Here is a 20,280-nt window from a genome sequence, read left to right on the forward strand (position 1 = left end):
GAGGGAAAGTTCACGATGGACGCGCGTATCAGCCTGGCAAACGAGATCGAGAGCCGCCCCGCCAACAATCTCTTGCGGCGCCTGAACGCGGCGGATTATGCGCTGCTCGCGCCCCATGTCACCCTCGACGACGTCGGCGCGAACCATCTGCTCTACAGTCCCGGCGACGACGTCCAGGTCGTGCATTTTCCCTGCGGGCCTTCGCTCGCGACGTTTCTGGTCCCGAATGAGGACGGCCGTGACGTCGAGACCATTCTGGTCGGTCGCGAAGGCGCGGTGGGCGGCATCGTCAGCGAAGGATTTCTGCCGGCCTACACCCGCATCTGCGTGAAATTCGGCGGCCCGTTTGTGCGCATCAATGTCGCCAAGCTGGAAGCAGCCAAGCTGAGCTCGCCATCGCTGCGCAATATCTTTGCCCGCTACGCCGATTGCATGCTGGCGCAGATGTTCCAGTCGACCGCCTGCAACGCCATCCACTCGATCGAGCAGCGCACGGCGAAATGGATCCTGGCAGCGATGGAGCGGACCGGCGACGAGAGCAGCGTGCCACTGACGCATGAGCAGCTCGCCACATTGCTCGGGGTGGGGCGCAGCTATGCGAGCCGCGTGCTGCAATCGTTCAGGGCCGAAGGCGTGCTCGACACGCGGCGCGGCTCGATCCTGGTCCGCAACCATGCCGGCCTGCGCCTGCGCGCCTGCCTCTGCAACGACGCCGTGAAGATGCACTTCGAGGAGGTGCTGCGCGGGGTCTATCCGACCGAGCAGCCGGACCGCGGCTCCGCTCAGGGCTGATTGCGGCGGCCACCACGGGTTAAAGGGCCGATTTGGCCCAGAATCGTCCCTAACCCCCGGGGATTCCCGGGCAAAATTCAATCAACCAACCCAGAAAGAACGCATTGTTTTTTGGCGCTTTTTGCTTATATTGCGCCGCAAACGCGTAGGCTGCCCGGTCGATATGGCCGGGTTTCCTTTTTGGGCGTAGCAGGCCCCGTTTTCCACGTTTCCAGCGTTATCCGTGAAGAGGTCCCGGCTTGACCGGCGAGATCGCGCTTAACCCATTGTCCGATCGCAAAGAAGCTCACTCATGAATCTTCGTAACGTCGCCATCATCGCCCACGTCGACCACGGCAAGACCACCCTCGTCGACAAGCTCCTCCAGCAATCCGGCACCTTCCGCGAGAACCAGAAGGTGACGGATCGCGCCATGGACTCCAACGACCTGGAGCGCGAGCGCGGCATCACCATTCTGGCCAAGGCGGCCTCGGTGCAGTGGAAGGACACCCGCGTCAACATCGTCGACACTCCCGGCCACGCCGATTTCGGCGGTGAGGTCGAGCGCATCCTGAACATGGTGGACGGTGCGCTTGTGCTGGTCGACGCCGCCGAAGGCCCGCTGCCGCAGACCAAGTTCGTGGTCTCCAAGGCGCTCAAGGTCGGCCTCAAGCCGATCGTCGTCATCAACAAGGTCGACCGTCCCGACGCGCGTCCGACCGAAGTCATCAACGAGGTGTTCGACCTGTTCGCGGCGCTCGACGCCAGCGAGGAGCAGCTCGACTTCCCGATCCTCTATGGGTCGGCCAAGCAGGGCTGGATGGCCGAAAGCCCCGAGGGTCCGCAGGACAAGGGCATGGAGCCGCTGTTCGACCTGATCCTGCGCCACGTCGCGCCGCCGACGGTCGAGGAAGGTCCGTTCAGGATGATCGGCACCATCCTCGAGGCCAACCCCTATCTCGGCCGCATCATCACCGGCCGCATCTCGTCCGGCATTCTCAAGCCGAACCAGCAGGTCAAGGTGCTGCATGCCGACGGCAAGCTGGTCGAGACCGGGCGCATCACCAAGATCCTGGCATTCCGCGGTCTCGAGCGCACGCCGCTCGATGAAGCCGAAGCCGGCGACATCGTCGCCATTGCCGGCCTGACCAAGGGCACCGTCGCCGACACCTTCTGCGACCCGACCGTCGAGGTGCCGCTGCCGGCGCAGCCGATCGACCCGCCGACCGTGTCGATGTCCTTCATCGTCAACAACTCTCCCCTCGCCGGCACCGAAGGCGACAAGGTGACGAGCCGCATGATCCGCGACCGCCTGCTGCGCGAAGCCGAGGGTAACGTCGCGCTGCGCGTCGTCGAGGCCACCGACAAGGATGCGATGGAAGTGTCCGGCCGCGGCGAATTGCAGCTCGCGATCCTGATCGAGACCATGCGCCGCGAGGGCTTCGAGCTCTCGGTGTCGCGCCCGCGCGTCGTGTTCCAGAAGGACGAGGCGACCGGCGCCACCATGGAGCCGATCGAGGAGGTCGTGATCGACGTCGACGAGGAACATTCCGGCGTCGTCGTGCAGAAGATGAGCGAGCGCAAGTCCGAGCTGGTCGAGATGAAGCCCTCCGGCGGCAACCGCCTGCGCCTGGTGTTCTACTCGCCGACCCGCGGCCTGATCGGCTACCAGGGCGAGCTGCTGACCGACACCCGCGGCACCGCGATCATGAACCGCCTGTTCCACGGCTATGCCCCGTACAAGGGCGAGATCCAGGGCCGCCGCAATGGCGTGCTGATCTCCAACGACCAGGGCGAAGCGGTGGCTTACGCCATGTTCAAGCTGGAAGACCGCGGCCCGATGATGATCGAGCCCGGCTGGAAGGTCTACAAGGGCATGATCGTCGGCGAGCACACCCGCGACAACGATCTCGAGATCAACGTGCTCAAGGGCAAGCAGCTCACCAACATCCGCACGACCTCGAAGGACGAAGCCGTGCGCCTGACCCCGCCGATCCGCATGACTCTCGAAAAGGCACTCGCTTATATCGAGGACGACGAGCTCGTCGAGGTCACCCCGAAGTCGATCCGCCTGCGCAAGAAGCACCTCGACCCGAACGAGCGCAAGCGCGCGGAAAAGTCCAAGGAAGCGGTGGCGTAAGCCACGTTCTCGCTCGCTGTCATTCCCCGCGAAAGCGGGGAATCCAGTACGCCGCGCTCTCTCGGCCCTCTAACGACTGCCTCTGGAATACTGGATCACCCGCTTTCGCGGGTGATGACACCTGATTTGTGGTGACTTTAGCGCGTACCAGAGACGTGCTAGAGGCCACCCATGTCGTTCCCCTCTTCCGTCGACGTCGCAATCATCGGTGCCGGTGCAGCCGGCCTCGGCGCAGCACATGCGCTGCGCGGTTCAGGCCTCTCGGTGATCGTGCTGGAGGCGCGCAACCGGCTCGGCGGCCGCGCCTGGACCGTGCAGGCCTCACCCGAGATCACCTTCGACGTCGGCTGCGGCTGGCTGCACTCGGCCGACAAGAACTCGTTCGTTCCAATCGCACGCGCGCTCGAATTCGAGCTCAACAAGGACCTGCCGCCCTGGCGCGAGCGCGCCTATGGCAATGCCTTTCCGCAAGGCGAGCGCGACGATTTCATGGGCGCGATGGACGCGTTCTACCAGCGGCTCTGGCAGGCCGCGCAAAAGGGCAAGGACGAGCCCGCCAGCCGCAGCCTCGAGCCCGGCAATCGCTGGAACCCCATGATCGACGCGATCTCGACCTACATCAACGGCTGCGAGCTCAAGGACATGTCGACGCTCGACTGGGACGCCTATGAGGACAGCGAGCTCAACTGGCGCGTCCGCCGCGGCTATGGCGCGCTCATCGCGGCCTATGGCGCGCCCTGCCCGGTGGCCCTGAACTGCAGCGTCACGCTGATTGATCATTCGAACAAACAGGTCCGCATCGAGACGTCACAGGGCACGATGGCCGCGGACAAGGTGATCGTCACCGTTCCGACCAACCTGATCGCGGAGGAGGCGATCCGCTTCTCGCCGCCGCTACCGGCCAAAGTCGACGCAGCGCGCGGCCTGCCGCTCGGCGTCGACGACAAGGTGACGCTGGCACTCGACGACGCCGAAGCCTTCCCCAGGGAAGGAAACCTGCGCGGCGCCAGCATGCGCACCGAGATGGGCACCTATCACATCCGCCCGTTCGGCCAGCCCTGCATCGAAGGCTTTTTCGGCGGCAGCTTTGCTAGGGAGCTCGAAGCCGCCGGCGACGGCGCCATCGCCGCGCACAGCATCGACGAGATCGCGGGCTTTCTCGGCGACGACATCCGCCGCAAGCTGAAGCCGCTGTACGAGTCCCGCTGGGGGCGCGATCCGTTTGCGCGAGGGTCGTACTCGCACGCGCTGCCGGGGCACGCCGGCGACCGTGCGGTGTTGGCCGCGCCAGTGGATGGGCGATTGTTCTTTGCGGGCGAAGCGACGTCGCCGAACTTCTTCACGACGGCGCATGGAGCGCGGGACAGCGGCGAGCGCGCGGCGAAGGAAGTGCTGGCGGCTCTTGGCAAGCCGTAACTGCACACTCCGTCATTGCGAGCTACTCGATCACCCGTGCCCGCAAATCGGCATCGGGAACGAAGCACGCATCATACTTCCCAAAAATGCGATAGCGATTGCGTGCGATGAGGCTGTACACCGCATTGCGCAGCGGCTTCGGCACGGCGAACAGCGCGCGCACCCAACCCCAGCCGGAAAGCAGCGACAGCACGGTCAGCGCGGCGTCGGACTTCATATACACCTCGCCGCCATGGACCACCGCATTGGTATCGGGATCATCGGCATCGATGCCGAACGTCCGCGCGAGCTTTGCCCCATAGTCCGATTGAATCGGCGTGAACCGAAAGCGCTTCGTCGTGTCGCGCTGCGCGACGAACCGCACCCAGCGCGAGCAGAAAATGCAGACGCCGTCGAACAGAATCACGTCGTCATCGGGCCATTTATGCATCAGCGATTGTCCAACATCGGGGGCGCGACCAGGAAATACAACGTCATGGCTTCTTCGCCACCACCAGCTTCAGCGCACGCCCAAGCTCGTTGCTTGCGGCTTGAACGCCCGCCTCGGTCTCGATCATCCAGTGTCCTTCGCTGCCCACGGCCGGCAGGATGCGAACATCGTCCTGGCCGCCGCCGCTGCGAAACGCATCCGCCAGCTCTTTCGAAAATGCCGGCGCAAAATAGCTGTCATTGACTGCGACCAGCGATGTGACGGGAATGCGCGCCGTCTTGCCGAATTCGGCCGCAGCAGCGAGAAGCGTATGTCGCGCGCAGACCTTGTTCGGCTCGTCATTGGCGTGACCGCCGCGTCCGGGCGCAAATACTGCAATCGCGGAAATCCGTTTCGGGTCGGCGTTCGCGAGCGCCAGTGCGCCCCAACCGCCTGCGGAGTGTCCGATCACGACCGCAGCATCCTTGCGAATAAAAGCCTGCTTTTGCAGATAGTCCAGCGCGAGCGAAATTTGCTCCGCTGTCGCGCGGCCCGCGCGTGCGTAGTCCGCTTCGTCGCAGCCACCCTGGTCCTCGACATAGCGGCCGCCGGTCGCGCCATGGCCGAGTCGCTCCGGCACCAGCACGGCAAAGCCGCGCGCGACGAGAAACGCTGCGAGTGCGCGATATTCCGGCTGCGGCATTTGTGCGCGACGCAACACGTTCTGTGTCGACGCATGTGCGATCACCGCAAGCCGAAACGGACCGGCACCGGCGGGACGAAACAGCAGCGCGCGTGCGGCAATGTCGGTATCCGGGGACGGCACGCGCCATTCCTGCCGCCGGAACGGCTCGCTCTCTGCGCCCGCTGCCCCGAACGTGACCTGCGCGCTCAGAGGCTGCGCCGTCAGCACAGACAGCAGAAGTAGAGCAAGGGTATCGAGGAGCCGCATGAATGACCGAGGACGAACACGGATGACACAGGCCAGAGTATTCGGAACGAATCACTCTGGGCGGACTTTCTGCGTTGCCATCGCCGTTCGTTCGCTGAGACCGCGGAGTTTTGCACCGGCGCATGGCAGACCACTGCCGTTCGAAATGGCGGCTTGTCTTTTTTCGGTACAACATGGTTAAAATACTGATGCAGAAAGTCCACAGGTTAACCGATAATTAACGATAGGTCTTGCCGCCGGCGCGGCGACTTGGTTTGATCGCCTCCATGAGCACAACCCTGATCGAGGTCCGGCCGGCCAAAGCTGCAGATGCAACTGCGGTGGCGTCCACCCATGACGAAGCCTGGCGTTCCGCCTATCAGGGCATCATTCCCGGCGCCGAGCTGGAGAAGCTGATCAACCGTCGCGGTCCGCAGTGGTGGGACAGCGCGATCCGCAAGGGCAGCCGCGTCAGCGTGCTGGTGTTCGGCGACAAGATCGCGGGTTACGCGAACTACGGCCGCAATCGCGCCCGCAGCCTGCATTTCGACGGCGAGATCTACGAGCTGTACCTGCGCCCCGAGTTTCAGGGCCTCGGCTTCGGCCGTCGCCTGTTCACCGCCGCCCGCCGCGACCTCATGCAGAGCAATCTGAAGAGCATGGTGGTGTGGGCGCTCTCGGACAACGATCCGGCGACCGAGTTCTACCGGGCGCTGGGTGGCCGCATGGTGGCACGCTCATCGGAGCGGTTCGGGCCGAAGTCGCTCGACAAGGTTGCCTTCGCCTGGACCAATTGACCTGCTGAAACCTTAATCGGCAGCGCTGCCAATTCGTCGATACCGTTGCTTTTTGCGCCGGTGATCGCTGGATTCATTATTTCAAAAAACACGATGGATTGGGGGGCCAAGCCCGCGTATGACAGCGCCAAAATCGCTGCCGGGCGCGATTTAACCTCGGCGACAACGGAGCCTATTTAATGCGTATCGATGCGGTCTCGATCGGAAAAAACGTCCCTGAGGACGTCAACGTCATCATTGAAGTCCCCGTGGGCGGCGAACCGATCAAATACGAGATGGACAAGGAAGCCGGCACGCTGGTGGTCGACCGCTTCCTCTACACGCCGATGCGTTACCCCGGAAACTACGGTTTCATCCCGCACACCCTGTCCGATGACGGCGACCCCTGCGACGTGCTGATCATCAACACCCGCGCCATCATCCCCGGTGCCGTCATGAGCGTGCGCCCGGTTGGCGTGCTGTTCATGGAGGACGAGGCCGGCGGCGACGAGAAGATTCTGGCGGTGCCGTCGTCAAAGCTGACGCAGCGCTACGACAAGGTGAGGTCGTATTCCGACCTGCCCGATATCACGCTGCAACAGATCCAGCACTTCTTCGAGCACTACAAGGATCTCGAGAAGGGCAAGTGGGTGAAGATCATGCGCTGGGGCGGCCCCGAGGAAGCGCAGAAGCTGATCCTCGAAGGCATCGAGCGCGAGAAGAAAAAGAAGGCGTGAGCTGTTCTCCCTCGCCCCGCTTGCGGGGAGAGGGTCGGGGTGAGGGGGAGTCTCCGCAAGGACGGTGAGCGTTGGACTCGCGGAGAGTCCCCCTCACCCGGCGCTTCGCGCCGACCTCTCCCCGCAAGCGGGGCGAGGTGAACTACACCGCTGGCCTTGGCACCCCCGCGATCGCACAAGCTGCGCGCAGCGTGTTCACGAGCAGGCAGGCGACCGTCATCTGGCCGACGCCACCCGGCACCGGCGTCACCGCACCGGCAACGCCAAGCGCTTCCTGATAGGCGACATCGCCGACGAGGCGGGTCTTGCCGTCGGCCTTCGGCATGCGGTTGATGCCAACATCGATCACGGTCGCACCCGGCTTCAGCCAGTCGCCGCGCACCATCTCGGGCTTGCCGACCGCGGCATAGACGAGATCAGCCTGCCTCACGAGTCCGGGCAGGTCGCGCGAGCGCGAATGGGCGATCGTCACCGTCGCGTTCTCGTTCAGCAGCAACTGCACCAGCGGGCGGCCGACCAGATTGGAGCGGCCGATCACGATGGCGTTCATGCCCTCGAGGGAAGGGTGCACGCTCTTGGTCAGGATGATGCAGCCGAGCGGGGTGCAGGGCGACAGCGCCGCGAAGCCGCCGGCGAGCCGCCCGGCATTGTTCGGATGCAGGCCGTCGACATCCTTGGCAGGATCGATGGCATTGATCACCGCCTCTGTGTCCAGCCCCTTGGGCAACGGCAATTGCACGAGAATGCCGTGCACGGCGGGATCGCGATTGAGCTTTGCGACCACGGCCAGCAGATCGGCTTGCGAGACGTCCACCGGCAGCTTGTGCTCGAACGAGGCCATGCCGGCTGCCTGGGTCTGCGTATGCTTGGAGCGGACATAGACTTCGCTGGCGGGATCGTTGCCGACCAGGACCACTGCGAGGCCCGGCACCAGATCGTGGTCGCGCTTGACGCGGGCGACCTCGTCCGCGACGCGCGCACGAAGGTCCGCGGCGATGACTTTTCCATCGATGATCGTGGCCGTCATGTCAGTTCCTTATGCCTGTCGATTTGACGGAAGCGAGCTCGCGCAACGCCTCGGTAAGTCGTGCCGGATCGCCCGCGATGGCGACCTGCTTCAGCCGCGACGTCGTCCCCGACAAAAGAGTGACGCTGGCCTTGGGTACGCCAAGCGATTTCGCCAGCAGCACCAGCACGGCGCGATTGGCCTCGCCGCCATCGGCGATGGCACGCACACGCACCTTCAGCACACTGCGGCCGTCGGAGAGCTGTTCGACCCCGTCGACGCCGTCACGTCCGCCCCGCGGCGTCACCCGCAACGCGATGCTGACGCCCGTGGTGGAGATCCGCCAAGGATCCATCGAGGCTCCATCACGGTTTCGCCGGACTAGGGCACGTTCGGATAGACGTACTCGGCGAGATAGAGCTGGATCAGCCAAAGCACGAAGAAGGCGACGATCGGAGACAGATCGAGCCCGCCCATCGCAGGCAGCCGGCGCCTGATAGGGCCGAGGACCGGCTCGGTAATCCGATAGAGAAATTCCCAGACCGCGCCGACGAACTGGTTGCGGGTATTCACGACATTGAACGCGATCAACCAGGACAGGATTGCCGATGCGATCAGCAGGTAGATGTAGAGATTGATGATCTGGATCAGAATGAAGACTATCGGGCGCATCAGCGAAACACTCTCTGGGCCAGTCGTGGGACGGGTCTTGGCTAGATACCGGTTCCCCCCGGCCCAAACAAGGGAGGTCGGTGCCCGGATGGCTAAAACCGGGTTGCACCCGTCCTTGACTTGACCTTGGCAGGGACTTAAATGGCGCCCGGTTGTCGGCCGCGTTTACCAGAGCGGCCAGCAAAGGGGCCATAGCTCAGCTGGGAGAGCGCGTCGTTCGCAATGACGAGGTCGGCGGTTCGATCCCGCCTGGCTCCACCAGCCTTCGCTCGCTACGCGAGCTACGGCTAGGCAAGCCAGCCGAGCTACCTCGCAGCGAAGTGAGCGAAGGCTGTCCCGGCATAGCCCGCAGGGCGACGGCGGACCTATCCACGGAGTGCTTCCCTACTTCCCCGTAAAGCGCGGCGGCCGCTTCTCCATGAAGCTTGCGACCCCCTCGCGAAAATCGCTGCCGTTCAACGCCACCATCATCTCCCGGTTCGCCTCGATGGTCGCCCCACTGAGGGTCTGGCCGGCACGCGTTCGCGCGCGCTCGTTGGCAACGAGCCTAGCATATCCAGGGATGAGGCAAGGACTTGCGCCAAGGACTTGCACCAAGGACTTGCGCGAACGCGCGATCACTCGGCGGCTTGCGCCAGCACAGGCCGGTACGCCAGCCAGCCGTCGATGAAACGATCGAGCCAGACGCGTTCCGCGGCATCGTAGACCGCGCGATCGGCAAAATGATGATGCCGTTCGCGCGCGCCAGGCGCGCTGAGACCGTCATAGCCGCGCGTGGTCCAGCAATGCATCATCGCGTAGGTCACGTCGGGATGAAACTGCACGCCGAAGGCATTGCCGGTGCGGAACGCCTGGATCGGAAAATCATCGCCTTCCGCAAGCAATTCGGCGCCGGAAGGCAACTGAAATCCCTCGCGATGCCAGTGATAGACCTGCGCCGGCCAGTCCGCGCAGAGCGCGCGGCCAGCCGCGGTCGGGCGGATCGGGTAGTAGCCGATCTGGGTCAGTGCCTGTGCATGCGGCGCGACGCGTGCGCCGAGCTGCATCGCCAGCATCTGCGCGCCCAGGCAGATGCCGAGGAACGGCCGCTGTTCGCGGAGTGGAATTTGGATCCAGTCGATCTCGCGGCGGACGTAGTCGTCGGGATCGTTAGCGCTCATCGGGCCGCCGAAGACCACGGCGCCGGCATGCCGGTCGAGCGTGTCGGGCAGCGGATCGCCGAAGCGCGGCCTGCGGATGTCGAGATGATGGCCGAGCGCGCGCAGCGCGTTGCCGACGCGGCCGGGCGTCGAGGATTCCTGGTGCAGGACGATCAGAACCGGCAGAGGGTGCTCTGAGGCGGCCGCGCTCGGCGTCCTTCTGGGGAAGGACACCAATTCTGCGCCACCAAACCTGTCCGTCCGAAACGACATGGTCTCTGCGAGTGCTATCGGTTCAAGCCGCCAGCATAGCTAAGCGACGGTTAACATCGTGTGAGTTCGCGCACACACGCCCCGACATTGAAGCAAGCTCCGGGCCACTACGGGTGCTTCGGGCGTTCGTCAGAGCGTTTTCGAGCGAAGTGGATCCCGGTTCGCGTCAAGAAAACGCGTCAAACAAGAAGCCAGAGCTGTTCCGATTCCATCGGAACGGGCTCTAGCGTCTTTGCCGCTGGAACCGGCTGGTGGCGAACAGGATGAAGCCGCGCGGGAAGAAACGCAGTGCGAACGGCACGATCTTGATACCGAGACCCGGCAGCACGGCCCGTTTATTCGCCATCAGGCCACGATAGGCCTGCCGCGCGACATCGGCGGCGGGGACATTGAGAATCGCCGTATCGTGCCCGGAGCCGACGCCGGCGCGGGCCTGGAATTCGGTAGGCACCGGACCCGGGCAGAGCACGGTGACACGAACGCCGCGCGGCGCGAGCTCCGCCCGCAGGGCCTCGGTGAGCGAGATCACATAGGCCTTGGACGCGTAATAGACCGCCATGCCGGGACCGGGCAGGAAGCCCGCGACGGAGCCGACATTGAGCAGACCGCCCTTGTTCCGGATGAGCTGATCGGCAAAGCGCAGCGACAGATCGGTCAGCGCGCGGACGTTGACGTCGACGATGCCGACCTGCTCGTCGCGGTCGCGCTCGATGGCGTCGCCGAACACGCCGAAGCCCGCATTGTTGACGAGATTGTCGAGCTCGACCTCTTCGGCAGCGAGCGCGGCAGCGATCCTTTCGCCGGCATCTGCTTGCTGCAGGTCGCAGGCGATCACGATCGGCTTCTTGCCACACTTGGCGGTGAGCTCGTTTGCGAGCGCCTCGAGCCGGTCGGCACGTCGCGCCGTCAGCGCGAGCCGGTGTCCGTTCGCGGCGAACACACGCGCCAGCTCCATGCCGATGCCCGCCGAGGCGCCGGTGATCAAGGTTACCCGCTCAGTCACGATCGCAGTCTCTTGAATTGAAGTTTTTGACCTTCGTAATGGCGGAACTGGAGCATAGGCCGCGCGCGACAGGCAAGCGGCGCTGGCAGCATGGCGGCCTGAGCGGACAACAGGGAGCAGAAGAAACCGCGGATTTACAGGGGAATCCGGAAACGCGAGGTCCGGAGGCTACATTAAAGTTTCGTCATGTGGTCCATACAACCGGAAATCATGCCGCGTTGGCGACAGCTCAGCCGCCGAGCGCGCCATCTTTGACCTGACCGCCGGCGCGGTTCGCGACCGCGTGCTTGAGATCGATCCGGTCGCGCTGGGAAATCCCGAGCAGGTCGGAGGCGCGCCAGACGACGTTGTCCTCGAACTCGGTGACCTCGCCGTCGGCATAGACCAGCTCCCACATCATCTGCACGATGCGCTTGCGGCCCTCTTCGTCGAGCGAGCGCATGATCGCGCTGGTGAAGTGATAAAGATCGACCGCCTCGCCCTCGACCTCAGTCGCATCCGCAATCAGCCGGTCGGCCGCGCCACGGTCGAGCTTAAAATGGCTTTCGATCAGATTGTGCAGCTTGCTCTGCTCGGCCTGCGTCGGCTGCCCGTCCAGCGAAACCACGTGGACCAGGAGTGCGGTGGCCGCCAGCCGATAATCGCTATCGCCGAAGGCGCGGTCCTGGGCATGAGGAGCAACAATGTCGGCGATGAATTGGCGCAGGCCGTCGAGCATAAGATCCTACCTGAATCGATGACGCCGCGAGGAACGCAGCCGCTACCGGCATTATATGAGTGGGAAACTCAACCGGCGCAACATGCGTCAGTTCCGCGCGCTGCATTACGTTTCGGCAATCTGGGTAGCGCTAATGCGCAAAGGCCTCACGGTATCTCGTACACCACCATCTTGTCGGCGATGCCGCGCAGCGCTGCCTGCTTCTGGATCGGCTTGATGGCACGTTGCTGCAAAACCTCGGCGACCGCCGGCGCATCCAGCACCGGGCCGGTGATATGGATCTCCCGCGCGGTCGACAGGCTCTGCACGCGCGCGGCGATGTTGACGGTCTGGCCGAAATAATCCTGCCGCTCATTGAGCATCACCGCGAGGCACGGACCTTCATGGATGCCGATCTTGACGATGAGATCAGCGGTGCCGCGCTGCTTGTTGAGCTGGTCCATCGCCGCGCGCATCCGCAGGCCCGCGACGATGGCATGCTCGGGACGGACGAACGTCGCCATCACGGCATCACCAATCGTCTTCACCACCGCGCCTTTCTCGGACGAGATGATCTCCAGCAGCGCATGGAAATGCGCGCGCACGAGATCGAAAGCGGCAAGATCGCCGACGCGCTCGTAGAGCGCGGTCGAGCCCTTGAGGTCGGTGAACAGGAAGGTCAGCGAGGTGATCTGGAGCCGCTGGTCGAGACTGAGATTGTCCGCCTTGAAGACATCGCGAAAAGTCTGGTTCGACAGCATCCGCTTGGCGGTAAGGAACGGCTTGCGCTTGCCGATCAGATGATGGAGCGCTTCGGCCGCGATGAACACCGACGGCAGCACGCGGACGCCGGCCTGGTTTTCCAGCGATAGCCGCAGCGGGCCCGGCCGCATCGTCGCGGTGCCGGTCGGAGCCTGCACCCTGTTGTACATGATGGCGAGCTGCTGGCGGTCCTTGGTCGGCTCCCCCTGGACGTCGATGAAATGGGCGGCGTGCGTCACCGGTTCGAAGATGATGATGAAATCGTTCGGCAGTTGCAGCGACATCGTCGCCTTCTCGCCGGCCGGCAACTCCATCGTATCGAGCGTCACCTCGTTGGCGAGCGTGGCAAACGACTCCTTGTTGAAGTCGACGCCCGAACTCCAGAACACCTGCTTGAAATACTCCCACACCGGAAGCGAGTTGGGGTCGTGCGCCGCGATATGGCGCACGCGCGGATTCACCGTGAAGGAGACTTCGACCTGGTCATCGACCGAGGCCTTGTAGCCGCAGGCGCAAAGCGCACAGTGATAATCGTCCGGCTTCAGTGCCTTCAGCGTCGAGTGCGCCCCCAGCACGCCGCCGCATCCCGGGCACAGCACGTTCCAGCCGAGATCGAACAACCCGAGCCGTGCCGAATGCAGGAAGGCCGAGATCGCGCGCTCCTCATCCACGCCATGCTGCCTGGAGAAGTCGAGCACATTGACGCGATTGAGCTCGTGATCCTCACCGTGGCCGATGAGGTATTGAATCGCATCTACCGCCTTCGGGTCGGCGGTCTGCTTCAGGACCGAAAGCTGGGCTTGAATATCGCTCATGGCGCAACTCTATCTAGGGTGGATCACGCCATTAGCCAGACGAACGCCTGTCACCTGCGCGTGATGCGGAACATGGGTGAGTGATCCGGCTGGGTCGTGACGACACCATGCGGGATCACGGGAATTGTGTCGGCCAGCTCGACGCGGAACGCGCCGATCAGTCGCGCCAGCGCCAGCACGGATTCGGCTTGCGCGAACGGCGCGCCGACACAGACGCGCGGGCCCGCGCCGAACGGCAGATAGGCGAAGCGATCGGGCGCCTCTTTCGACATGAAGCGCTTTGGAATGAACGCGTTCGGCTGATCCCACAGCTTCTCGTGCCGGTGCAGCAGCCAGGGCGCGATCATGATGATGTCGCCCTTGCTGACCTTAGCACCGGCCACAACGTCCTTGCCGCGCGCGGCCCGGGCGACAAGGAAGGCCGGCGGATAGAGCCGCATGGTCTCATCGACCACGGCGCGGGTGAATTTTTGCCGGTCGATATCGGCCATGCTGTCGAGATGCTCGCCGCTTGTCTCGGAGGCGACCTCCTCCTGCGTATCAGGATCGAGCGCCAGCAGGTAAAGCGCCCAGAACAGCGCGGTCGCGGTCGTCTCATGACCTGCGAGGATCATGGTCGCAACCTCGTCGACGAGTTGCTCGTCTGAAAAGCCCTTGCCGGTTTCAGGATCGCGCGCCTCGTTCATGAGATCGAACAGATCGCGCGGCGGCGCGCCCTCATTCTTGCCCGCCGCCCGCCGCTCGGCGATCAGCATCGCGACGAATTCGGTCCAGCGGGTACGGAAGCGGGCGCGGGCTCGATCCATCGGCGTCGGCCAGGAGACCGGCAGCACCATGTCGAGGAAGTAGGCCCGCCCGAGCCGCTCGGCATATTCCATGACGAAGTTGCGCAAGGTCGGACCGTGCCGGTCCATGCCGAACGAGAACATCGTGCGGCCGGCGATCTCCAGCGTCATGCGTTGCATGATCTCGCGCAGATCAATCGGCTCGTTCGTGCGCGCATCCAGCTTCGCGATGGTCTCGTCGAGCACCGCCGTCATGTGCGGGACGAGATTGGCGGTGGCGCGCGGCGTGAAGGCGGGTGCGAGCGTCCGGCGCTGATGCGTCCAGGCGTGGCCCTCGGCGAGCAGGAGACCTTCACCGAGCACGGGACGCAGCATGCGGATGCCCGCCGGTGTCCGCGTATAGTTCTCGTAATTGCTGAGCAGGACGTGCCGGATCGCATCCGGCTGGTTCAGGATGAAGCTCTTGTGCAGGAGGAAGCGGCCCTGGATGATCTCTTCCTCATAGGCGCGCTGCCCCCAGGTGGCGATCATGTTCTGCTTGATCACCGCAAGCCGGCCGAAGAACGACAGATTGTCCGGCGCGCGCGGCGGGGTCGGGGGGATGATGGGCCGACGCACGCTGGCGATGTTCATGGCTCTCTCCCGCAGACCTCACGCAGGCAATTAGCTAGTAAGTCAGTTCGGCAACCGCAATCCTGTTCTCGGAGGCCGGCCAGGCGCGTGCCACAATTCGTTCCTGGTTGAACTGGGCCACGATATTGCGCCCGACCTCGCTGGCCGGAAGGCGCAGGGTTGCTGCCGCATCCGTGGGCACGCCCGGATGGACGTCGGCGGGCTCCTGGCCGTCGAACAGGACGATGTCGCGCGGCAGGCCGAAATAGCCTCGCGGGCGTGTCATGATCACGACCGCGCCGGCGTCCTTGTCCGCCGGCATGAACGGGCGCGCGGCGCGCAGATGCACGACGTCGGAGGAGCGCGGGAAGGGCGAGCGGTAGAAATGCGTAATCGGGGCGTCCGGCGTAGTCAGGACGATCTCGAGCGGCGAGGTCGGATCGACCGTGGCCGGCCCCCAGCGGCCGTCGGCGCCCGTCGTCGCGCGGTGCACCACATCGCCCCTTCGCTCCCCGCTCTCGCGGTCGACATAGTTGATCTCCACCACCGCCCCGGCCACGGGGCGATTGGTCGGCACACCGTCTACCGCGCCCGTGACCAATCCACTGATGTGAACGGTCTGCTCTGGCGCGATCGCGATGCGCGCAGGTTCGCGGCCGGCGATGAACTTGTAGATCTCCCGGAAAGCGCGCGGGTGATATGCCGTCTCGCGATGGTCGATCGTGCCGAGCACGAGATTGGTCGCGCCCTTCAGCTCCGGCCCCTCGGCGGTGACATTTGTCGGCATGCCCGGCTTGCCCATGAAGCGGCCATCGGGTTGCGCATATTTGTCCATGCCGTCGCTGCGCAGGGTAAGGAAAGCCGTGCCCGGCGTCACCTCGCTGTCGCCGTCGTTCAGGCCGCGCAGGAAGGGTCCGCGTCCGTTGAACTCGCTGCCGAGGAGATCATCGAGCGCAAACACGCCGTGATTGGGCGTGCCGCACAGGACGGCGTGACTGACGTCGCCGGCGCCCCCGTTCTTGATGACGTTGCGGATGGAGTTACCACCGCGCGAATTGCCGACCAGCGCGACGCGCGACGCGCCGGTGCGGCGCTTCAGCTCGGCGATGGCGGCGGCAAGCTCGCGGCGCTGATCCTCGGTCGAGGAGCGGTTGGCCTGCTCGACCGTATCGTCGCTGCGCGCGCTGGGATTGGTGAAATTGATCGCCATCATGCTGTCACGCGCGATGCCGTTGGATTCCATCCGCCACAGCGTCGTCATCCAGAGTGCGTCGTAGTCGCCATTGCCATGGACGAACAGGATCGGCGGCACCTCAGGGTTGTTGTCTGGACTCCGGGCCGCGGATGGCGCTTGCGCCAGCGCATCGCCGCGGAAGCTCGCAACCGCGAAAGCCAGGCCACCCGCACCCTGCAGGATCGTCCGTCGTGACAGCTTCATCTGTTCCTCCCCGTCAGAACCATGTCTTTGCACCGCTTATAGCGGCCTAACCACTGGACAGCGAAGGACTTTCGCAGGCATCACTGGAGATGCCGAAATCATTGAAGTCATTTCTGCCAGACGAGTTGTAAGAGGATATGACCGAGCAGACCAACCGCCAGAGACGCTCCACCGACGGCATTGCGGCGCCGCTGCGGTATACCGTGTTCCGGCGTATCTGGCTCGCGAGCCTGCTTTCCAATCTCGGCCTCCTGATCCAGGGCGTGGGCGCGGCCTGGGCGATGACGCAGATGGCGGCCTCCGCCGACAAGGTGGCGCTGGTGCAGACCGCCCTGATGCTGCCGATCATGCTGATCTCGATGCCGGCCGGCGCCATCGCCGACATGTATGACCGGCGCATCGTGACGCTGGTCTCGCTCATGATCGCGCTGATCGGCGCGTCCGCCCTCACCGTCCTGGCCGGGCTCAAGCTTATCACCCCGGAGACGCTGCTGGCCTTCTGCTTCGTAGTCGGCAGCGGCAATGCGCTGTTCGGACCTGCCTGGCAGTCCTCGGTCAGCGAGCAGGTGCCGCCCGAAGCCCTGCCATCGGCGGTCGCGCTCAACGGCATCAGCTACAATATCGCACGCAGCTTCGGCCCCGCGGTGGGCGGCGTCATCGTCGCCGCGCTCGGGGCGGTGGCCGCCTTTGCCTGCAACGCGATCCTCTATCTGCCGCTGCTGGTGGTGCTGCTGCTCTGGCGGCGGACGACCGAGCCCTCACGTCTGCCGCGGGAGAGACTCAACCGCGCGATGGTCTCGGGCTTCCGCTACATCACCAACTCGCCGCCGATCAAGATCGTGCTGTTGCGTACGCTGGTGATGGGCCTGTGCGGCGGTGCCGTGATGGCACTGATGCCGCTGGTCGCGCGCGACCTCCTGCATGGCGGCGCGCAGACCTACGGCATCATGCTCGGCGCTTTCGGCATGGGCGCCGTCGTCGGCGCGCTCAACATCCACGAATTGCGCAAACGCATGAGCGGCGAGTCCGCGATCCGCGCCTGCACGATCACGATGGCGTTTGCGATGGCGGCGCTAGCGCTCTCCAGCGAGCCGGTGCTGACCGCGGCTGCGCTGGTGCTGGCCGGCGCGGTCTGGATGGCCTCCGTCGCACTGTTCAATATCGGTGTGCAGCTTTCGGCGCCGCGCTGGGTCGCGGGGCGATCCCTCGCCGCGTTCCAGGCTTCGATCTCCGGCGGCATCGCGATCGGCGCCTGGGGCTGGGGCCATCTCACCGACTATGCCGGCGTCGAGGTCGCGTTGCTGGTGGCCGCCGGTCTGATGCTGCTCTCGCCGCTGCTGGGAATCTGGCTTGCGATGCCGCGCGTCGGCGCCCGCAACGAGGATGCCGAGGTGCTGGCCGATCCCGAAGTCAAGCTGTCGCTGACCGGGCGCAGCGGACCGCTGGTGGTGGAGATCGAATATCGCGTCTCCCAAGCGAACGCGCGCGCCTTCCACAATGTGATGCAGGACGTGCAGCTCTCCCGGCAGCGCAACGGCGCCTATGGCTGGTCGATCGCGCGGGACATCGCCGATCCCGAATTGTGGACCGAGCGCTATCACTGCCCGACCTGGTTCGATTACTTACGCCAGCGCAACCGTTCGACCCAGTCCGAACGCGCGCTGCATCAGCAGGCGATCGATTTCCACATCGGCCCCGATCCGGTGCGGATCCGCCGCATGCTGGAGCGGCCGTTCGGCTCGGTGCGCTGGAAGGAAGAGACGCCGGATCGCGCCAACGCCGAGGTGCTGCCGGTGGTCGCGACAGCGGCGGGCAGCAGTACGTAGGCCTTTACTGCCCGTGCTCCGTCAGCACCTTGTCGCAGGCCTTGTTCAGCTTGGCGCGGTTCTGCTTCAGGCAGGCGAGCACGGCGCTATCGCCACTATTCATCACGGCGCGGCAATGACGCGTGACGTCGCGCGCGCAGGCGTCGTGGCCGGGCTGCTGCTGCGCTGAAGCGCCGGATGCGCACAGGATCAAAGGAAGAATGAAAAGAAATCGGCTCATCGCGTAATACCTTGTACCCGGAAAGATGTGCGGGCGAAGCTAGAGCGGTGATGCAGGAGCCGCAACGGCTTTATTGGCAGGCTGACTTTGCAGGCTGATTGCCGCGTGGCCTCGGCTTGACGCCGGGGCACATCGCGTGGGGAGCTAACCGACGCAACGACGCTATCGTTGCGCTGTTATTGACCGTCCTGGGCGTCAGCGACCTTGCGTGAGGCGCCCTTGGCAAGATCCTTGTCCATCACGGCGCGGCAGCCGGCGCTCAGATCGGAGCGATGCTTCGTCATGCACGCGGTGATCTTCGGAATGTTCGGGATTTCCGACGAGCACAGGCGGAAGGCGTCGCCGGTGCACATCTGCTGCGCTTCGGCCGAGAAGGCGAAGCCCGAGGTGGTCGAGATGATCGAGACGATGGCGGCAAAGCCCAGAGCCAGGCCGGTGTCGCGGATCTTGGCGGTGAAGGACGAGGTGGTCATTCGAAGCTCCCATTGGCACCGCGGGAAGCGGGCCCGTTGTTGATGGGAATGACCATGCTCCTCCAAAATCCTTTCCACTGTGATCACCGTCACGGGCGGCCCACTCTCCGTGACATCGGTCACTTTGGCGCATCCACCTGAAATTCCACTGCAACCGCTGTCGTGTTGGTGTCACGTTAACTGTTCCTTCGCATTAATGGCCGGGCGCGCGGGCAATTCCGCTGGTTTGGTTGCGTATTTGGAAAGAGTAGCGATGCGTAATGCGTTGGGCCTGATGCTGGCCAGTGTCCTTGCGGCGGTCGTGATCGCCGGAGGTTGGTATTTTTATTCCTCGCGCGCCGACCAGGGCGCTCCCAAGACAACAGCCGCCCGTGCGGCCGATCCTCTGCCGGCGCCGGCCAAGCTTGCCGCCAAGGACGACGTCGAGACCACTGCGGCGCTCGCGGGCAAACCCGCCGCTCCTGCCGCCGGGTCCGCGCCAGCGCCCGCACCGGCGGTGGCACCGGTTCAGCAGACGACGACCTGCACCAATCCGAATGCATTGGGCGTCTCGCGCGTGGTCGAAATCGACACGACGGGCGGCCCGGGCTTTGGCTTCGAGCAGTTCAAGCAGTTTGATTTCCTTGCCGACAAGGAGGTCGTGCTGACCTTCGACGACGGTCCGTGGCCGCACAACACGCCCGCCGTGCTGAAGGCATTGGCCGATGAATGCACCAAGGGCCTGTTCTTCTCGGTCGGCAAGCACGCCACCTGGCATCCGGAGATCCTGCGTCAGGTTCTGGCCCAAGGCCACACGGTGGGCGCGCACACCTGGTCGCACGTCAATCTCAACGGCAAGAAGATGACGGAGCAGGAAGCCAAGGACGAAATCGAGAAGGGATTCAGTGCGGTGAAATGGGCGCTCGGCACCAATCCGTCGCCGTTCTTCCGCTTCCCGCAGCTTCAGCAGAATCCGGCGCTCGTGGGCTATCTCGGCAGCCGCAACCTCGGAATCTTCTCGACCGACGTCGACTCCTTCGATTTCCGCAAGGAGAGCACGCCGGACAAGATCATCAGCAACGTGATGACCAAGCTCGACAAGCTCGGCAAGGGCATCATCCTGATGCATGACTTCCAGAAGCGCACCGGCGAAGCGCTGCCGACGCTGCTCGCGCGCCTCAAGGCCGGTGGCTACAAGGTCGTGCAGATCAAGGCGAAGACGACATTCGACTCGCTGCCCGAGTATGACGAAGCGGTGCTCAGGGAGTTGAAGGTGCCTGCGTCCAGCGCGACCAACGCGCGCCCGGTCTCGAGCGTGGTGCAGACGGTTTCGCAGCGCTGAGCGCGTCAGGTTTCGACGAGCATGATGGCCGGGCTCAGCCCGGCCATTTCCATTTTGG

General features: G+C 64.4%; 20 protein-coding genes, 1 tRNA gene and 1 pseudogene. 8 read left to right on the forward strand and 14 right to left on the reverse strand.

The genetic code is table 11. The features are described 5' to 3' along the window. Positions 1-15 precede the first annotated feature (15 nt). The 3 genes from ABID58_RS00645 to ABID58_RS00655 all read left to right on the forward strand — a co-directional run bounded on the left by ABID58_RS00645 (position 16) and on the right by ABID58_RS00655 (position 4,327). Positions 16-792 carry a Crp/Fnr family transcriptional regulator gene (locus ABID58_RS00645; RefSeq protein ID WP_354031168.1) on the forward strand — a complete coding sequence of 259 codons (777 nt, stop codon included), beginning with the start codon at positions 16-18 and terminating at the stop codon, positions 790-792. A gap of 292 nt (positions 793-1,084) precedes the next feature. Beyond that, positions 1,085-2,911: a translational GTPase TypA gene (gene typA, locus ABID58_RS00650; protein WP_148756248.1), complete on the forward strand. Its 1,827-nt coding sequence runs from the start codon at positions 1,085-1,087 to the stop codon at positions 2,909-2,911. Between the two features lie 171 nt (positions 2,912-3,082). Then, a complete protein-coding gene (locus tag ABID58_RS00655; RefSeq protein ID WP_354031169.1) occupies positions 3,083-4,327 on the forward strand; it encodes a flavin monoamine oxidase family protein in 1,245 nt (414 codons plus the stop codon). A 22-nt stretch (positions 4,328-4,349) separates the two neighbouring features. On the opposite strand, the gene ABID58_RS00660 is transcribed toward ABID58_RS00655, so the two are convergent. Together ABID58_RS00660 and ABID58_RS00665 are read right to left on the reverse strand one after the other, a co-directional pair. Next, positions 4,350-4,757, reverse strand: coding sequence for a thiol-disulfide oxidoreductase DCC family protein (locus ABID58_RS00660; RefSeq protein ID WP_354031170.1), 408 nt, complete (start codon positions 4,755-4,757; stop codon positions 4,350-4,352). Positions 4,758-4,800: 43 nt separating this feature from the next. Further along, entirely contained in the window at positions 4,801-5,688 is an 888-nt protein-coding gene (locus ABID58_RS00665) for an alpha/beta hydrolase family protein (RefSeq protein ID WP_354031171.1), read from the reverse strand. Positions 5,689-5,954: 266 nt separating this feature from the next. Between ABID58_RS00665 and ABID58_RS00670 the strand changes: the two genes are divergently transcribed. Both ABID58_RS00670 and ppa read left to right on the forward strand, forming a co-directional pair. Beyond that, complete coding sequence (locus ABID58_RS00670; protein ID WP_027533231.1) at positions 5,955-6,464, forward strand: GNAT family N-acetyltransferase; 510 nt, start codon at positions 5,955-5,957, stop codon at positions 6,462-6,464. Positions 6,465-6,643: 179 nt separating this feature from the next. After that, the gene (gene ppa / locus ABID58_RS00675) at positions 6,644-7,180 is read left to right on the forward strand and encodes an inorganic diphosphatase (protein WP_148752828.1); all 537 of its coding nucleotides are present in this window, start codon (positions 6,644-6,646) and stop codon (positions 7,178-7,180) included. A 142-nt stretch (positions 7,181-7,322) separates the two neighbouring features. On the opposite strand, the gene folD is transcribed toward ppa, so the two are convergent. The 3 genes from folD to ABID58_RS00690 are packed head-to-tail and all read right to left on the reverse strand — an operon-like array spanning position 7,323 to position 8,858. Next, the gene (folD, locus tag ABID58_RS00680; RefSeq protein WP_148752827.1) at positions 7,323-8,207 is read right to left on the reverse strand and encodes a bifunctional methylenetetrahydrofolate dehydrogenase/methenyltetrahydrofolate cyclohydrolase FolD; all 885 of its coding nucleotides are present in this window, start codon (positions 8,205-8,207) and stop codon (positions 7,323-7,325) included. A 1-nt stretch (position 8,208) separates the two neighbouring features. Then, the gene (locus ABID58_RS00685) at positions 8,209-8,541 is read right to left on the reverse strand and encodes a DUF167 domain-containing protein (protein WP_148752826.1); all 333 of its coding nucleotides are present in this window, start codon (positions 8,539-8,541) and stop codon (positions 8,209-8,211) included. A gap of 26 nt (positions 8,542-8,567) precedes the next feature. After that, complete coding sequence (locus ABID58_RS00690; RefSeq protein ID WP_148752825.1) at positions 8,568-8,858, reverse strand: YggT family protein; 291 nt, start codon at positions 8,856-8,858, stop codon at positions 8,568-8,570. Positions 8,859-9,043: 185 nt separating this feature from the next. Here ABID58_RS00690 and ABID58_RS00695 point away from each other — a divergent pair. After that, positions 9,044-9,119, forward strand: a tRNA-Ala gene (locus ABID58_RS00695). A 123-nt stretch (positions 9,120-9,242) separates the two neighbouring features. Here ABID58_RS00695 and ABID58_RS00700 read toward each other — a convergent pair. From ABID58_RS00700 to ABID58_RS00730, 7 genes and pseudogenes are all read right to left on the reverse strand, one after another. Then, positions 9,243-9,368: pseudogene (locus ABID58_RS00700) on the reverse strand (enoyl-CoA hydratase); the annotation flags it as partial. Positions 9,369-9,475: 107 nt separating this feature from the next. Beyond that, complete coding sequence (locus ABID58_RS00705; RefSeq protein WP_354031172.1) at positions 9,476-10,270, reverse strand: glutamine amidotransferase; 795 nt, start codon at positions 10,268-10,270, stop codon at positions 9,476-9,478. 223 nt (positions 10,271-10,493) lie between these two features. After that, positions 10,494-11,273 (reverse strand): SDR family NAD(P)-dependent oxidoreductase, encoded by a 780-nt coding sequence (locus ABID58_RS00710; RefSeq protein ID WP_354031173.1) that lies wholly within the window; start codon positions 11,271-11,273, stop codon positions 10,494-10,496. Positions 11,274-11,502: 229 nt separating this feature from the next. Next, the gene (locus tag ABID58_RS00715; RefSeq protein WP_354031174.1) at positions 11,503-11,991 is read right to left on the reverse strand and encodes a tellurite resistance TerB family protein; all 489 of its coding nucleotides are present in this window, start codon (positions 11,989-11,991) and stop codon (positions 11,503-11,505) included. Positions 11,992-12,137: 146 nt separating this feature from the next. Next, on the reverse strand, positions 12,138-13,547 hold the full coding sequence (locus ABID58_RS00720) for an adenylate/guanylate cyclase domain-containing protein (RefSeq protein ID WP_148752821.1): 1,410 nt from the start codon (positions 13,545-13,547) through the stop codon (positions 12,138-12,140). Positions 13,548-13,597: 50 nt separating this feature from the next. Next, on the reverse strand, positions 13,598-14,965 hold the full coding sequence (locus ABID58_RS00725) for a cytochrome P450 (protein ID WP_148752820.1): 1,368 nt from the start codon (positions 14,963-14,965) through the stop codon (positions 13,598-13,600). 34 nt (positions 14,966-14,999) lie between these two features. Further along, positions 15,000-16,382, reverse strand: a complete 1,383-nt coding sequence (locus ABID58_RS00730; protein WP_187435019.1) for a hydrolase — start codon at positions 16,380-16,382, stop codon at positions 15,000-15,002. Between the two features lie 137 nt (positions 16,383-16,519). On the opposite strand from ABID58_RS00730, the gene ABID58_RS00735 reads away from it, so the two are divergent. Next, on the forward strand, positions 16,520-18,208 hold the full coding sequence (locus ABID58_RS00735) for an MFS transporter (protein ID WP_354031175.1): 1,689 nt from the start codon (positions 16,520-16,522) through the stop codon (positions 18,206-18,208). A 4-nt stretch (positions 18,209-18,212) separates the two neighbouring features. Here the strand turns inward: ABID58_RS00735 and ABID58_RS00740 are convergent, their stop codons facing one another. Together ABID58_RS00740 and ABID58_RS00745 are read right to left on the reverse strand one after the other, a co-directional pair. Next, complete coding sequence (locus ABID58_RS00740) at positions 18,213-18,428, reverse strand: hypothetical protein (RefSeq protein WP_354031176.1); 216 nt, start codon at positions 18,426-18,428, stop codon at positions 18,213-18,215. Between the two features lie 176 nt (positions 18,429-18,604). After that, complete coding sequence (locus tag ABID58_RS00745) at positions 18,605-18,901, reverse strand: hypothetical protein (protein WP_148752816.1); 297 nt, start codon at positions 18,899-18,901, stop codon at positions 18,605-18,607. A 253-nt stretch (positions 18,902-19,154) separates the two neighbouring features. Between ABID58_RS00745 and ABID58_RS00750 the strand changes: the two genes are divergently transcribed. Next, positions 19,155-20,222 (forward strand): polysaccharide deacetylase family protein, encoded by a 1,068-nt coding sequence (locus tag ABID58_RS00750; RefSeq protein WP_148752815.1) that lies wholly within the window; start codon positions 19,155-19,157, stop codon positions 20,220-20,222. The last annotated feature ends 58 nt before the right edge of the window (positions 20,223-20,280 follow it).

Origin of the sequence: Bradyrhizobium sp. S3.2.6 (assembly GCF_040546885.1) — a bacterium.
Classification (GTDB): domain Bacteria; phylum Pseudomonadota; class Alphaproteobacteria; order Rhizobiales; family Xanthobacteraceae; genus Bradyrhizobium; species Bradyrhizobium cytisi.

What these genes read in the sequence shown, in the direction of transcription:
- ABID58_RS00645 (WP_354031168.1), top strand. Translation starts at nt 16, where the DNA reads ATGGACGCGCGTATCAGCCTGGCAAACGAGATCGAGAGCCGCCCCGCC.
- typA (WP_148756248.1), top strand. Translation starts at nt 1,085, where the DNA reads ATGAATCTTCGTAACGTCGCCATCATCGCCCACGTCGACCACGGCAAG.
- ABID58_RS00655 (WP_354031169.1), top strand. Translation starts at nt 3,083, where the DNA reads ATGTCGTTCCCCTCTTCCGTCGACGTCGCAATCATCGGTGCCGGTGCA.
- ABID58_RS00660 (WP_354031170.1), bottom strand. Translation starts at nt 4,757, where the DNA reads ATGCATAAATGGCCCGATGACGACGTGATTCTGTTCGACGGCGTCTGC.
- ABID58_RS00665 (WP_354031171.1), bottom strand. Translation starts at nt 5,688, where the DNA reads ATGCGGCTCCTCGATACCCTTGCTCTACTTCTGCTGTCTGTGCTGACG.
- ABID58_RS00670 (WP_027533231.1), top strand. Translation starts at nt 5,955, where the DNA reads ATGAGCACAACCCTGATCGAGGTCCGGCCGGCCAAAGCTGCAGATGCA.
- ppa (WP_148752828.1), top strand. Translation starts at nt 6,644, where the DNA reads ATGCGTATCGATGCGGTCTCGATCGGAAAAAACGTCCCTGAGGACGTC.
- folD (WP_148752827.1), bottom strand. Translation starts at nt 8,207, where the DNA reads ATGACGGCCACGATCATCGATGGAAAAGTCATCGCCGCGGACCTTCGT.
- ABID58_RS00685 (WP_148752826.1), bottom strand. Translation starts at nt 8,541, where the DNA reads ATGGATCCTTGGCGGATCTCCACCACGGGCGTCAGCATCGCGTTGCGG.
- ABID58_RS00690 (WP_148752825.1), bottom strand. Translation starts at nt 8,858, where the DNA reads ATGCGCCCGATAGTCTTCATTCTGATCCAGATCATCAATCTCTACATC.
- ABID58_RS00705 (WP_354031172.1), bottom strand. Translation starts at nt 10,270, where the DNA reads ATGTCGTTTCGGACGGACAGGTTTGGTGGCGCAGAATTGGTGTCCTTC.
- ABID58_RS00715 (WP_354031174.1), bottom strand. Translation starts at nt 11,991, where the DNA reads ATGCTCGACGGCCTGCGCCAATTCATCGCCGACATTGTTGCTCCTCAT.
- ABID58_RS00720 (WP_148752821.1), bottom strand. Translation starts at nt 13,547, where the DNA reads ATGAGCGATATTCAAGCCCAGCTTTCGGTCCTGAAGCAGACCGCCGAC.
- ABID58_RS00725 (WP_148752820.1), bottom strand. Translation starts at nt 14,965, where the DNA reads ATGAACATCGCCAGCGTGCGTCGGCCCATCATCCCCCCGACCCCGCCG.
- ABID58_RS00730 (WP_187435019.1), bottom strand. Translation starts at nt 16,382, where the DNA reads ATGAAGCTGTCACGACGGACGATCCTGCAGGGTGCGGGTGGCCTGGCT.
- ABID58_RS00735 (WP_354031175.1), top strand. Translation starts at nt 16,520, where the DNA reads ATGACCGAGCAGACCAACCGCCAGAGACGCTCCACCGACGGCATTGCG.
- ABID58_RS00740 (WP_354031176.1), bottom strand. Translation starts at nt 18,428, where the DNA reads ATGAGCCGATTTCTTTTCATTCTTCCTTTGATCCTGTGCGCATCCGGC.
- ABID58_RS00745 (WP_148752816.1), bottom strand. Translation starts at nt 18,901, where the DNA reads ATGACCACCTCGTCCTTCACCGCCAAGATCCGCGACACCGGCCTGGCT.
- ABID58_RS00750 (WP_148752815.1), top strand. Translation starts at nt 19,155, where the DNA reads ATGCGTAATGCGTTGGGCCTGATGCTGGCCAGTGTCCTTGCGGCGGTC.